Source organism: Ochrobactrum sp. AN78 (genome assembly GCF_029909885.1).
GTDB lineage: Bacteria > Pseudomonadota > Alphaproteobacteria > Rhizobiales > Rhizobiaceae > Brucella > Brucella quorumnocens.
Genome location: NZ_JASAMU010000014.1, coordinates 65,728 through 79,198, shown reverse-complemented (window position 1 = coordinate 79,198; position 13,471 = coordinate 65,728). Strand labels below are relative to the sequence as shown.

The following is a 13,471-nucleotide window of genomic DNA, read 5'->3' as shown; positions in this document are numbered from 1 at the left end:
GACTTATCTGACGTCGGATACCGGCAAGGTCTACACCATGCTCGCTCACGCAAGCGGACGCCTGCGATAGAGCATTTCCAGCAAAAGTGCGTAGCGGTTTTGTGTAGGATAATGCGAAAAAACAAATGCTTAGAGCGTTTCTTCTTATTCAATCAAAGTAGGAAGCGCTCTAAGCGCAGTCAGATGAACAAAAAGACGCGGCTTTCGGGCCGCGTTTTTTGTTGTTTGCTGTTCTGAGCGCTTCGATGTTTTGATGAGATGGACGGTAGTTGATCCGTCTGCAAGCTGCATAACAACGCATTTCATATTGAAGCGACATAGCGCATTTTTGGCTGGCGAACAGATCAGCCCAATAATCGCTTAGCGGGAACGCGGTTACAAAGGAGCTCAATAAAAAAAGCAGTCCGGAGCGGACCGGACTGCCTTGAAAAACCAGAAATTTTGAAGCGTAGAGCAGCCCCAGTTGAGATTAAATCGTTGGAACCGCTGTAACTATTTGTTTTTACGCATTTCCGAACGCAAACCGCTACGCACTTTTGCTGGAAATGCTTTACAGCGAGGATATCGTCCAGCTCACAATGTCACTTGCGGTGCGTTCGAACGCTGCATCAAGGGCTTTTACGTAGCCGCTATTGGTTGTGCCTGAAACAGGAACAGCCGAACGGAAGACGCGTGTTGCGCGGACTTCACCATTCTTGTCGTTCATAAGCTTGACGGCGATTTCAACAACCGCTGCCCTTTGCGCGCCATAGGCTTGAATGCTGAACACACGCAAGTCGGTCAGGATCTGGTAATTGATAGCCAGACCATCGCCAGGCCGTCCTACGCCGCCAAAGACGCCCGTATTTTCATAAGCCTGAACAAGGCGCGACTGAACGAGATTCGGCAGCCTGTCGCCCCATTGTGCGCCTTTGAGATACTCAATCGCACCGGGTGCTGTGTTGACGACGATATTCTCGCTATCCAGTGCTTTCAGCGCGCTCGGTGCAGGAACCAGAAGCTGAAGGCTCTTGCGGCTCGCGGATTCAGATTGCGTCTGTTGTGGCGCAGTCAGGCTGAAAGTATCGAGCGGCGTTGTCGTTCCGCATCCTGCCAACAAGGTTGCAAGCAGAAAGGGCGCAGTAATATTCCGGATCGAATTGCGGGGAAATTTGGTCACGACAGAACCTGTAATGGACATTAATGACGCGTCCTTCCGTTATACTGCGGAACACTACCTGGGCCACCAAACAGCAAACGCTGGGGATTGCGTTCGAGGTCTGTTACAGCCTGTTCTACACGCTGCACGGCACGGCGGCTATCACCAATCAGCGCTTGAACATCGCTCAGACCCTGTCCCGAAAAACGCTCAAGGTTGCTGGCGATTGGCGTAATGCGCTTATCCAAATTACTCGACATCTGGCGAATGGATTCAAGTGTAGCCTTAGCCTGCGCGACCACACCGTCTTTATCATCACTTGAGAGCAACTGGTCGGCTTTTGCAATAACGCTTTCAACACGCGAGGAGGCCGCATTCAAGCGCGACATCATCTCTTGTGCATCGGCAACGATCTTATTGATGTTGGCCGCGTTCGAACCAAGTTCGTCAATCACATCAGCATTTTTCGCAAGCGCATCTGTAAAGGTCTTGGTGTTGTGGATCGTATCGATCAGTGGTCCGCGCGCATCCTTTGCAAATCCTTCCAGCTCGCCAAGCACGGAATTCGCACGCGCGAAAATATCCTGAGCGGTTGCGAGGAGGTTGTTCACTGCTGACGGATCGGCATCAATACGTGCAACCGTATCTTCTTTGGCTGCTTCTGTAAGCAGGTTCGGTTCTTCCAGACTACCGCCGTTAAGTTCGATGTAAGCCTGACCAGTCAGTCCCTGAAAGCCAAGTGTCGCTTTGGTTGAGCGCGTAATAGGAGTAGTCGCATTCACGCGGGTTTGCACGATAACCATGCTCGGATTGGATTCGTCGAGATGTAGTCGGCGTACGTCACCGACTTTGATGCCGTTGAAAAGGACCTGACTACCAATGCTTAAGCCTGTGACGGATCCAGGAATACGCACATCGAGGATGACGGAATCCCGCGCTTCACCGAAACGGGCGATCCAGTACACGAAACCGAAAGCCAGCAGGCTGACGATCAGCGTGAAAACTCCTACCAGTACGTAATTGGCCTTCGTTTCCATATCTTATCCAGTCTGCAAGCGGCTGCCGGGCCGCCGTCTGCTCGGCGCGGATGTGTCGATCTGACGTGCGCGCTTGCCTCGAAAATAGGATTTTACCCATGGATCGTCTACAGTCAGCATGTCTTCAATGGAACCACTAACCAAAACTTTTTTGTTACCCAGGACAGCGATGCGATCACAGATCGCAAAAAGACTGTCGAGGTCGTGCGTCACCATGTAAACGGTGAGCCCCATCGTATCGCGCAGATTGGCGATCAGTTCATCGAAGTCTGCAGCGCCAATTGGATCGAGGCCAGATGTCGGCTCATCAAGGAAAACGATATCTGGATCGAGTGCCAGCGAACGAGCCAGTGCAGCGCGTTTGATCATGCCACCAGAAAGCTCAGACGGGAACTTCTCTGCTGTATCCGGCTTCAGTCCCACCAGATCGATTTTCAGACGCGCCAACTCGTCCATGAGCTTTGGTGACAGGTCCAGATATTCGCGCATTGGAACCTGAATGTTCTCAAGCACGTTGAGGGCAGAAAACAGCGCACCATGCTGAAACAGCACGCCCATGCGCATATCAATTGCCATTTTCTCAACGTCAGTCATCTTGTCGATATTGTTGCCCAATATCTCAATCTGGCCTGACTGCTTTTTGTTAAGGCCCAGAATGGTCCGCATCAGCACAGACTTACCTGCACCGGACGGGCCGATGAAGCCAAGGACTTCACCCTTATAAATATCGAGGGACAGATTATCGAGCACAGGAGCGCGACCGCCAAAACCAACGGTAACGTCACGCACCGACATGATCGGCAAAGGCTGATCGTTGGTCTCGGCATGCTGCGATTGCGGCTGATTATCGATACTCGTCTCCATCAATATTCTTTATCCGAGCTTACCATGCGACTAAACTGCAAGAAGCAGTTTCGCTTCAGTTTTATTCCAGACTGTGTCCGAAAGACCCCATCAAAATGTAGAAATAGGGGGTTAGAAGTCAATTGCCGCATAGAACATGGCAAACATTCCGTCGACGACAATCACAACGAAGATCGACTTCACCACAGAAGCCGTTACCCGGCGCCCCAGTGATTCTGCGCTACCGCCAACTTTCATACCTTCAACTGAAGCAAGAATGCCGATGATCATCGCCATAAACGGCGCTTTAATAAGGCCCGCAAAATAAGTGTTGAGTGCGACTGCATCATGCAAGCGGCTGATAAATGCTTCCGGCGAGATGTTTGAGTAGAAATAAGTAACAGCTGCAGCGCCAATCAATGCCGACAAATCGGCAATGATTGTAAGAAGCGGCAGAATCACAACCAGAGCGACAAGCCGTGGGAAAACAAGTACGCCAACTGGATTAAGTCCGATAACGGTGAGCGCGTCAGTTTCCTCGCGCATCTTCATTGAGCCAATTTCAGCGGTGATAGCACTGCCCGATCGACCGGCGATCATGATAGCCGTCAAAAGAACGCCGAGTTCGCGCAGAACCAGAATGCCGACCAGATCGACGACAAAGATTTCAGCCCCGAAGTAGCGAAGCTGGAAAGCGCCCTGCTGCGCAATAATGGCACCCACAATCGTTGACATGAGGACGATGATCGGGATTGCGCCCACCCCCATCCGGTCCATCTGCTTGACGATGGCTGGAATTGGAATGCCTGTTCCGCGCCCCGCTTTCAACTGCGCGCCACGAATGGTTGCGCCCAGAATATGCATCGCCATCAGGAAATCTTCATAGACTGAAACGACGCCACGACCGAGAGCATCCAGCATCGAGACGATGAAGAACGGCTTCTTCGTATGCGTCACATCCAAAGTGCGAACGACCGAATTGCCAACCTCTTCCATAAGAGGAAGCCAGGCCTGTTTTACACCTTCGAGACGAACATCTATCTCTTGAGACAATAGTCTCTGGCGTAGCCGCTCAATCAGCCATGCGCCGGCAGTATCAAGCCCCGCTACATCCGTTGCATCGATTATAACAGCTTGTGAACCACCGACTTTTTCAAGCTCGCGCATCTTCTTATCGACAATGCTGACGCTTTGCGAAATCCAGCGTCCACTCAAACTGATAAGACGTGCGCCATCATGCTCGGCCAAATCAATCTTTGGCGCAACATTAGCGGCAGCACTTGCTTTGTCGGCAGCGTCGGTCAACATGGCCTAACCTCTTATACGAGTCGTTACACGACCGAAATACTGCGTCCTAAAAGGCATATCCATGCACAATAGCTTGAAAATCATTCATGAACGCTATCCCATTGCCGGGAAATTCACAATCTCTCGCGGTTCCAAGACCGAAGCCTTAGTGGTTGTCTGCGAGATTGGCCAAGATGGCCAGTTAGGACGCGGTGAGTGCGTTCCTTATGCCCGTTATGGCGAATCGATCGAAAGCGTGAGTGAACAGATTGAATCCGTTCGTGGTGCGATCGAGAATGGTGCAACACGGCAGGATATTCAGACAATTATGCCAGCTGGTGCCGCACGCAATGCGGTTGATTGCGCGCTTTGGGATCTGGAAGCAAAGCTGTCAGGGAAAAGCGTGGCTGATATGCTCGGGACGCCAACGCGCGCACTTGAGACAGCGATAACGGTGTCGCTCGGAACACCTGGGGAAATGGCAGTCTCCACAGCTAAAGTCGCTCATTATCCGCTGATTAAGGTCAAGATGGGGGGCGATAACGATATCGAGCGCATCCATGCCGTTGCGAATGCTGCACCGAATAGCCGCATCATCATTGATGCCAATGAAGGCTGGACGGATGAGAATATCGAAGAAAACATGGCAGCAGCAGCCAAAGCCGGCGTGGTTTTGATCGAACAGCCCCTGCCCGCTGGAAATGACGATATTCTAAGCCGCATCGCTCGTCCGGTGATTATCTGTGCTGATGAAAGCGTACATACGTCAGTAGGCCTCGAAGACCTTGCAAAACGCTACGATGCTGTGAATATCAAGCTGGATAAGGCCGGTGGATTGACCGAAGGATTGGTCATGCGAGAGAAAGCAATTTCGCTTGGATTGCAGATCATGGTTGGCTGTATGGTCGGCACATCGCTCGGTATGGCGCCTGCAGTATTGCTCGCACAAAAAGCCAATGTTGTTGACCTTGATGGTCCGCTGCTTCTGGCGCAGGATCGCGTTCCTGGCCTTCATTACGATGGCGCTCTAGTTTATCCGCCGGAAGCCACCGTTTGGGGCTGATTATCTGGTTTACCCACTGGCTGTGCGACACTCTTTGTTGACGAGAGAACGTTTTCGAGAATGTCAGCACAGGCCTTCCAAGTGAAGGGCTTCAGTACTTCTGCAGGATCAAATGCTGGCATTTCGAGCGCTTCCAGACAAGCTTTGTGCAAATCATCAGAAAGAATGCCTGCTCCGGTAGCACCGACAACATCGGCAGAACCTGGCACGGGAAATGCTGCAACAGGTAGACCCGATGATATGGCTTCAAGGAGCACCAGCCCGAAGGTATCTGTTCTGCTTGGAAATACGAAAACATCTGCTGATGCGTAGATGCGCGCCAGATCTTTTCCCTCTTTTTTGCCAACGAACACAGTCTTGGGAAAACGCGATCTGAGGTCTTCTAAAGCTGGACCGTCTCCGACGATAAGCTTCGTTCCAGGCAGATCAAGTTCCAGAAATGCTGGCAGGTTCTTTTCAGTCGCCACACGGCCGACGCAGATAAAGACTGGCTGTGGTAATTCTCTCGTCACATCATCGCGCGGATGAAAAAGTGTGCGATCAACACCCCTTGTCCAGAGCTCCAGCCCAGTAAAGCCGCGTTCTTGTAAATCGTCCAGAATCGATTGGGTTGGGACCAGTGTGTGCGATGCCGCATTATGGAAACGACGCAAAAACGCATAAGTCCACTTTGGCGGGATTGGAAATCGGTCCTGAAGATATTCTGGGAACCGAGTGTGGAAACTTGTCGTGAAGCTCCAACCCATTTTAAGACAGGCGCGTCGTGCCATAAAGCCGAGCGGGCCTTCTGTTGCGATGTGCACATAGTCAGGGTTCAAACGCGCCAGCTTTCGCCGAAAGGCCGACGGCGTTGTCATTGCCAGACGAATTTCCGGATAAGTCGGGCATGGAACCGAACGGTAATCCTGTGGCGAGACGACAATCACCTCGTAACCACGTTCAGCCATCAGTTCACAGCATTTCGCCAGCGTTCTCACAACGCCATTTACTTGCGGATGCCAGGCGTCTGTGACGATGACCAGTTTCTTCATCGGCTTCCGTTCACCGCTTTGCGCGCCGCTCGTGGAAGTCTGATTATTCTGCTACCGGTATTGCCGTCTTGCACGACAGGAAGCGATGGTCGTTGACCAAGTCGTTCAGTCCATTCCAGCAACTCCATACGGCCATCGAAATGTTCGACAACTGCTGTGCAGCTTTCGACCCAATCGCCCGTATTGATATATTCAACACCATTCATCTTCTCGATGGTTGCATGATGAATATGGCCACAAATGACACCATCGACACCGATGCGCTGTGCTTCTTCCGAAACAACGTTTTCAAAATTACCGATGAAATTGACTGCTTTTTTGACTCGGAATTTGGCCCAGGCCGAAAATGACCAATATCGCAATCCAAACATGGCGCGGACGCGGCTCATTACTGTGTTGATCCAGATCGCCGTATCGTAAGCCCAGTCACCAAGATAAGCGATGAAGCGAGCATTGCGCACCACCACATCAAACTGATCACCATGGATGACAAGAAACTTGCGGCCATCTGCAGTTTCGTGGATAGCGCGGTTCATAACTTCAATGCCACCAAAATGCGTGCCTTGAAAGTTTCGAAGAAATTCGTCGTGATTGCCAGCGATGTAGATAATAGTTGCACCTTTGCGGCTTTTGCGCAGAAGCTTCTGAACGACGTCGTTGTGTTCTTGCGGCCAATGCCAGTTTCGCCGCAGGCGCCAACCGTCAACGATGTCTCCAACCAGATAGATCGTTTCCGCCTCATGGCAGCGCAGAAAATCCAGCAAAAGTTCGGCTTGAGCTGCCTTGGAGCCGAGATGCACATCCGAGATAAACAGAGTGCGGAATTGCTTTGGCTCAATCTGTTCTTCGCTCATTTGGTTGTCCTTCTGTTGGCAACCCGGATTTGAGCGCAGAAAACCCGATTCATGTCACAAACATATGACGAAGAAAAAAGAAGCGCGAAACGTCAGGTTTCGCGCTTAAGGGGAGAATCGAGAGAAACTATAAACATCCACTTCAATCGTTAAGGCGGATTATTTCCTTGGTATGATTAGACTGCCAGTTCCAGCTTTGGTCCAATGTAATGTGATTTGGGTCGAATGAGCTTGTTTTCCCTTATCTGCTCGCGACAATGCGCGGCCCAGCCCATCGCTCGTCCCATGGCAAATACGCAAGTAAAAGCCTCACGTGGGAAGTCCAACTGCTCAAGAAGAAGCGCGGTGTAGAATTCGACATTGGTTGCAAGCGAACGGTCTGGCTTATGGCTTGCCAATGCAGAAATTGCCGCAGCTTCAACGGCTTCAGCCAGCATTAGCCTGCTTTCATCTTTACTCTTGTTCTCTAGAACGTGCATGAGAGCTGCCTTGATGGCATCGGCACGCGGATCACGGACTTGATAAACGCGATGGCCAAATCCCATCAATCGTTCACCTCTGGATATTGCATCTTCCAACCATTGCTTGGCATTTTCCGCTTTACCTATAGCGTCCAACATATCAAGTACTGGAGCCGGAGCACCGCCATGCAATGGCCCCTTCAGTGCGCCAATGGCGGCAAGAATTGAAGATGTCATTCCGGCTTGGGTTGACGCTACGACACGCGCAGCAAAAGTCGACGCATTCAAGCCGTGGTCCGAAACAGAGACAAGATAGCTATCCAGAGCCTGAACATCGTATTCTTCAGGCATCCGGACATTCGCCATCCGCAGAATATCGACGCTATGTGGAAGTGAAGGATCCGGGGAAACCATCTGTCTGCCGCGCTTTGCACGGATAATAGCGGGTGTAAAAACTGCTGGTGCGGCGACCATATAAAGTGCCGCCGTAAGATCGTCGCCATCTGGGATTCTTGCTATGAGCGCACGAACCGCTTCGATGGGCTGCAAATCAAGAAGCTCATCATCAATGGCGTCGGTGTGATGGAAGACCTGAACCCGTGCTTCGCCTAATGCGCGCTGAAGCTCAGCCCCCTTGGGAAAGTCATCAAAAAAGCCATCCCACAATAATTCGATGCAATCCTCGACGCAGGTGTGAGGTACAAGACTATCGAGTGATCGCCCGCGAATTACTAGTTTCCCCAAAAGACCATCGACATCTGATAAAACCGTTTCAGTTGCGACCACATCTTCAAGACCGGCGTTCATGACACATACCTCTGCCTGTTTACTGAATTTTACTAAGTATAATCTTCTTAAAATTGAGCGAAACAGTTCAATATAGTTAGCTACTAAAGTATAGTCTTATATAAGAATTCTGATATTAGAGCTCATGCTCACGCGCTTTTTTGATATTTAGATAGGAGTAATGTTCCTCACAAAGTGAAGCCCGCCATCTCGTAGAGAGCACAAAACAAGCGGAACAGGTGGACATTTCCGCGCGTCAACCAAAATCCGGTTGATTGGTGGGATCGCTTGGTGGCATGTCTACCGCCATAAAAGAAGCGGCTTGATTTGAAATACCCTGTGGCTGCGGAATAACTGCTTCTTGAAATCGGACCTATAGTGATTTGATAGTTTGAGATAAGAACGATAATGGCTCAAAAGACGCAAATTGGCGTCACGGCGCGGTTTCCTCCCCCGGCTGCGCGTATGAACCGGAAAGCGATGCGATAATGACCAACAAAAAGACCCCCTCCACTTCCACGCGTTCAGATTTTGACGAAGCGGCGCTGTTTTTCCACCGCTATCCAAAGCCCGGCAAGCTGGAAATTCAGGCCACGAAGCCGCTCGGCAATCAGCGCGATCTTGCACTGGCCTATTCGCCAGGCGTTGCGGCCCCGTGCCTTGCTATCCATGAAGATCCTGCTGCTGCTGCCGAATATACGGCGCGTGGCAATCTGGTAGCGGTCGTTTCCAACGGCACTGCCGTTCTCGGTCTTGGTAACATTGGCGCACTCGCATCCAAGCCGGTAATGGAGGGCAAGGCTGTCCTCTTCAAGAAGTTCGCTGATATCGATGTTTTCGACATTGAAATCGATGCTCTTGAAATTGAACGTATTGTCGACGTGGTTTCGGCTCTGGAACCGACCTTTGGCGGCATCAACCTCGAAGACATCAAGGCACCTGAGTGCTTTGAAGTTGAAGAGCAGCTCCGCGCCAAGATGAACATCCCGGTTTTCCATGACGATCAGCATGGAACGGCGATCATCGTCGCAGCAGCCGTTCTCAATGGACTGGAACTTGCAGGCAAGAAAATCGAAGATGCGAAGATCGTGACATCAGGCGCTGGTGCAGCTGCACTTGCCTGTCTTAATCTTCTCGTTAATCTCGGTGCAAAGCGCGAGAATATCTGGGTCTGTGACCTTGAAGGTGTGGTCTATGAAGGCCGAAACACACTTATGGATCGCTGGAAGGAAGTGTATGCGCAGAAGACTGACGCGCGTGTACTCGCGGATGTCATTGGTGGCGCCGATGTATTCCTCGGACTTTCGGCTGCAGGTGTTCTGAAACCTGAATTACTCAAGCAGATGGCTGACAAACCGCTTATCATGGCGCTTGCAAATCCAAATCCTGAAATCATGCCGGAAGCAGCGCGTGAAGCACGCGCTGATGCTATGATTTGTACCGGACGTTCGGATTATCCGAACCAGGTCAACAACGTTCTTTGCTTCCCATATATTTTCCGCGGTGCACTTGATGTAGGTGCAACCGCAATCAATGAAGAAATGAAACTTGCAGCCGTTCGTGCCATTGCAGCACTTGCGCGCGAAGAGCCTTCAGATGTTGCGGCCCGTGCCTATTCAGGTGACACACCGACATTCGGGCCGGATCATATCATTCCGTCGCCGTTTGATCAGCGCCTGATCCTGCGCATCGCGCCTGCAGTTGCAAAAGCTGCGATGGAGAGTGGCGTCGCGACGCGCCCGATTGAAGACTGGGAAGCCTATATGGATAGGCTGAACCGCTTTGTTTTCCGCTCCGGCCTTATCATGAAGCCGGTCTTTGCGGCTGCGCGTGCACAGAGCAAGCCGATGCGCGTTATCTATGCCGACGGTGAGGATGAGCGCGTACTTCGTGCTGCACAGGTCGTGATTGAAGAAGGCATTGCCTCGCCTATTCTCGTTGGTCGCCCGCAAGTCGTGGAAACACGTCTGAGCCGCTACGGCCTTAAAATCCGTCAGGGCAAAGATTTTGAACTGATCAATCCAGAGGACGACCCGCGCTACCGCGACTATGTGGATCTCTATCTGTCCTATACGGGCCGCCAGGGCGTCACACCAGAAGCAGCGCGTACCATCGTTCGCACCAATTCCACCGCCATTGCTGCACTTGCCGTAATGCGCGACGAAGCTGAAGCCATGATCTGCGGTCTGGAAGGACGCTTTGAACGCCACTTGCGCGTTGTAAAGCAGATTATCGGCAAGCTGCCCGGTATCAGCGATTACTCGGCGTTGAGCCTGCTTATTTCTCAGCGCGGTGCACTGTTCCTCACCGACACCTATGTCAATGTGGAACCGGAAGCCAGTGAGATTGCCGAAATGGCGATACTGGCGGCGAAGGAAATCAGCCGCTTTGGCATTGAGCCAAAGGCCGCACTTGTTTCTCACTCGAACTTTGGCTCGAAAGAGTCAGCAAGTGCAGAGAAAATGCGTCGTGCGGCAGCAATCCTTGCTGAGAAGGCGCCAGAACTGGAATCGGACGGCGAAATGCATGGTGACTCGGCGCTGTCACAAGCCCTGCGTGATCGCGTATTCCCCAATTCCCGTCTCAAGGGCGAAGCCAATCTTCTGGTCTTTCCTAACCTCGATGCAGCAAATATTACCCTGAATGTCGTCAAGACCGTTACCGATGCACTGCATGTTGGTCCGATCTTGCTTGGCGCTGCGCGCCCTGCTCACATTCTCACACCATCGGTTACATCGCGCGGTGTGGTTAACATGACCGCGCTTGCGGTTGTTGAAGCACTTCAGCGCTCCGGTGAAGTAAAAATGCAAGGCTAAATAAGCTATTGCTTTAATATAAATAATACGCTTTAATAAAAAACGCCAAGTACGATTAATCATACTTGGCGTTTATGCTTTTTTAATCGCAATACACGACAATCGACACATACGAACAACAGAACGGGCTTGTTCTATGATGATTGCTTATAAGAATTTTCTTCGTGTATCTTCTTTGGCGACGCTAATGGCGACCGTAGTGCTGGTTGCTGGCTGCACGACAACGCAACCTATACAGCAATGTACTCCTAAAGAAAAAGCACGTTTAACGAGTAATTTGAATTCTACAAAAGCAAAGCTTGATCGCAATAAGGCCGAACTTTCCCGAAGTCGGACAGAGATGGCGAAACAGAGTTGTATTGGGATTTCGGCAAGTAAATCTTCAAGTTGCACACGCCTAAAGGCAAGAGCGAACAAGCTTCAAACAGAGATCAGGACACTAGAGAACCAACTCGCTGAGCTGAATGCTACAATTGCAGGTAGGTCTCATGCTGGCAGGTTTGTGCAAGCATGTTCCGCAAACTGGACGCCAGCTCGGAAGATGCAAAAGGCTGCACCAAAGAAATCATCTGCGAGCAAGACATCGAAACAAAGTCAAGCCAAAGTCGCGAACGCAGTGAGCGAGCCTGTTGAAGATTTCGTTGTACCGGCATATGAAACGCCCGAAACGAGCTATGCGCCAACTGACCAACCAAAGGTGCAGCCCACCGCGTATGTTGCTCCAGTAGCGACTACGCCGCCAACGGAGCGAACCTACACGGAAGGTTCGAAAGTCAGAGTAGTCGGCTCTTCGTTCTATCCGGACCAATCAAAACCAGTAGGTCCGCAAGCTCCGGACCATGCGCCTGCCCCGTAAGAGCAATACGCAGGGGCATGAAGAGTGTCTTGCCCTTGCGGCCTGTTGCTGCTTTCACAGCATCGGTCCAGCTTTTCCAGGTAAGTTTGTCCCAAGGTGCGGACGGAAGCATTGCCGACGCCTCACGCACGAAGACTTGATCTTCTTCAGATAGCTCAGGCTTTTCAGGCAAATCAGCATTGATAATCTGCCACCAATGAGCAGCATCATTAAATCGCTCAAGATTACCACGTACAGTCAGCCAGAATTGCTCAGCATTCTCACCATGAATACCCAATGCTTCGAGACGGCTTGCTGCCTTCTCGTATGGCATCTCGTGCAACAATGCCCGATTGAGCGTATCAAGTTCAGCTGGATCGAACTTCGCTGATGATTTCGAAATTGAAGCAAGGTCAAAACGTTCTGCAAGCGCATCCATATCGGTGGCTGCGGAAACAGACTCAGACGTTCCGATAAGCACCGCGAGAGACGCAACAGACATTGGCTCATATCCACTATCGCGAAGCGAACCGATAGACAGTGCACCAGAGCGCTTGGATAGTCCCTCGCCCGAAACCGTGGTGAGCAGGTTGTGATGGCCGAAGACTGGCGGCTCCGCGCCGAGCGCCTCGAAGATAGCAATTTGCACGCCTGAATTGGTGACGTGATCGTCGCCGCGAATGATATGCGTGATACCCAAATCAATATCATCGACAACCGATGGCAGTGTATAAAGATATGTGCCGTCTTCTCGAACGAGGACAGGATCTGACATTGATGCCAGATCGACAGTCTGCGGGCCGCGAACCAGATCATCCCAATGGACTTCGGTGCGTGTGGTTACAAATGGGTGGTTCTCGAAATTAGGCAGAAGAAAACGCCAGTGCGGCTTGCGCCCTTCTGCTTCAAAAGCAGCCTTTTCTTCATCGGTCAGCTTCAGTGCCTCACGACCATAAACAGGCGGAAGACGGCGTGCCAATCGCAACCGGCGTCGGCGTTCAAGTTCATCAGCTGTCTCATAGCAGGCATAGAGCAGGCCTGCCTCTTTCAGCTTTTCGACAGCCTTGGCATAAACGTGAAATCGCTTTGACTGGTATTCAACGCGGTCGGGCTTCACACCAAGCCAGTCAAGATCGACCGCAATGGCCTCAGCATATTCCTGCTTAGAACGTTCGACGTCTGTGTCGTCATAACGCAAGATGAAATTGCCGCCATTCTTTTTGGCATAAAGCCAATTCGAGAGCGCGGTACGCGTATTGCCAATATGAATATAACCCGTCGGAGACGGTGCAAAGCGAACAGTTACGGTCATTACAAAAT

General features: G+C 51.3%; 10 protein-coding genes. 2 read left to right on the top strand and 8 right to left on the bottom strand.

Translation table 11 applies throughout. The features are described from left to right. Nucleotides 1-550 precede the first annotated feature (550 nt). The 4 genes from QBD00_RS20505 to QBD00_RS20490 all read right to left on the bottom strand — a co-directional run bounded on the left by QBD00_RS20505 (nucleotide 551) and on the right by QBD00_RS20490 (nucleotide 4,326). Nucleotides 551-1,180, bottom strand: coding sequence for an ABC-type transport auxiliary lipoprotein family protein (locus QBD00_RS20505; protein WP_318580409.1), 630 nt, complete (start codon nucleotides 1,178-1,180; stop codon nucleotides 551-553). Then, on the bottom strand, nucleotides 1,180-2,175 hold the full coding sequence (locus tag QBD00_RS20500) for an MlaD family protein (protein ID WP_318580408.1): 996 nt from the start codon (nucleotides 2,173-2,175) through the stop codon (nucleotides 1,180-1,182). Before QBD00_RS20500 ends, QBD00_RS20505 begins: the two co-directional genes overlap by 1 nt. 3 nt (nucleotides 2,176-2,178) lie before the next feature. Next, a complete protein-coding gene (locus QBD00_RS20495; protein WP_318580407.1) occupies nucleotides 2,179-3,039 on the bottom strand; it encodes an ABC transporter ATP-binding protein in 861 nt (286 codons plus the stop codon). Between the two features lie 111 nt (nucleotides 3,040-3,150). After that, nucleotides 3,151-4,326, bottom strand: a complete 1,176-nt coding sequence (locus tag QBD00_RS20490; protein ID WP_318580406.1) for an ABC transporter permease — start codon at nucleotides 4,324-4,326, stop codon at nucleotides 3,151-3,153. Nucleotides 4,327-4,387: 61 nt separating this feature from the next. On the opposite strand from QBD00_RS20490, the gene dgcA reads away from it, so the two are divergent. Beyond that, entirely contained in the window at nucleotides 4,388-5,368 is a 981-nt protein-coding gene (dgcA, locus tag QBD00_RS20485) for an N-acetyl-D-Glu racemase DgcA (protein ID WP_318580405.1), read from the top strand. Here dgcA and QBD00_RS20480 read toward each other — a convergent pair. From QBD00_RS20480 to QBD00_RS20470, 3 genes are all read right to left on the bottom strand, one after another. Further along, nucleotides 5,338-6,399, bottom strand: coding sequence for a glycosyltransferase family 4 protein (locus QBD00_RS20480; RefSeq protein WP_151094885.1), 1,062 nt, complete (start codon nucleotides 6,397-6,399; stop codon nucleotides 5,338-5,340). The two genes, dgcA and QBD00_RS20480, sit on opposite strands and share 31 nt — an antisense overlap. Beyond that, complete coding sequence (locus QBD00_RS20475; RefSeq protein ID WP_095446639.1) at nucleotides 6,396-7,253, bottom strand: UDP-2,3-diacylglucosamine diphosphatase; 858 nt, start codon at nucleotides 7,251-7,253, stop codon at nucleotides 6,396-6,398. Before QBD00_RS20475 ends, QBD00_RS20480 begins: the two co-directional genes overlap by 4 nt. Before the next feature lie 176 nt (nucleotides 7,254-7,429). Further along, a complete protein-coding gene (locus QBD00_RS20470; protein WP_318580404.1) occupies nucleotides 7,430-8,521 on the bottom strand; it encodes a citrate synthase/methylcitrate synthase in 1,092 nt (363 codons plus the stop codon). Nucleotides 8,522-8,988: 467 nt separating this feature from the next. On the opposite strand from QBD00_RS20470, the gene QBD00_RS20465 reads away from it, so the two are divergent. Then, nucleotides 8,989-11,316, top strand: coding sequence for an NADP-dependent malic enzyme (locus QBD00_RS20465; RefSeq protein ID WP_318580403.1), 2,328 nt, complete (start codon nucleotides 8,989-8,991; stop codon nucleotides 11,314-11,316). A gap of 773 nt (nucleotides 11,317-12,089) precedes the next feature. On the opposite strand, the gene gltX is transcribed toward QBD00_RS20465, so the two are convergent. Continuing rightward, a complete protein-coding gene (gene gltX / locus QBD00_RS20460) occupies nucleotides 12,090-13,463 on the bottom strand; it encodes a glutamate--tRNA ligase (protein ID WP_318580402.1) in 1,374 nt (457 codons plus the stop codon). Nucleotides 13,464-13,471: the final 8 nt, after the last annotated feature.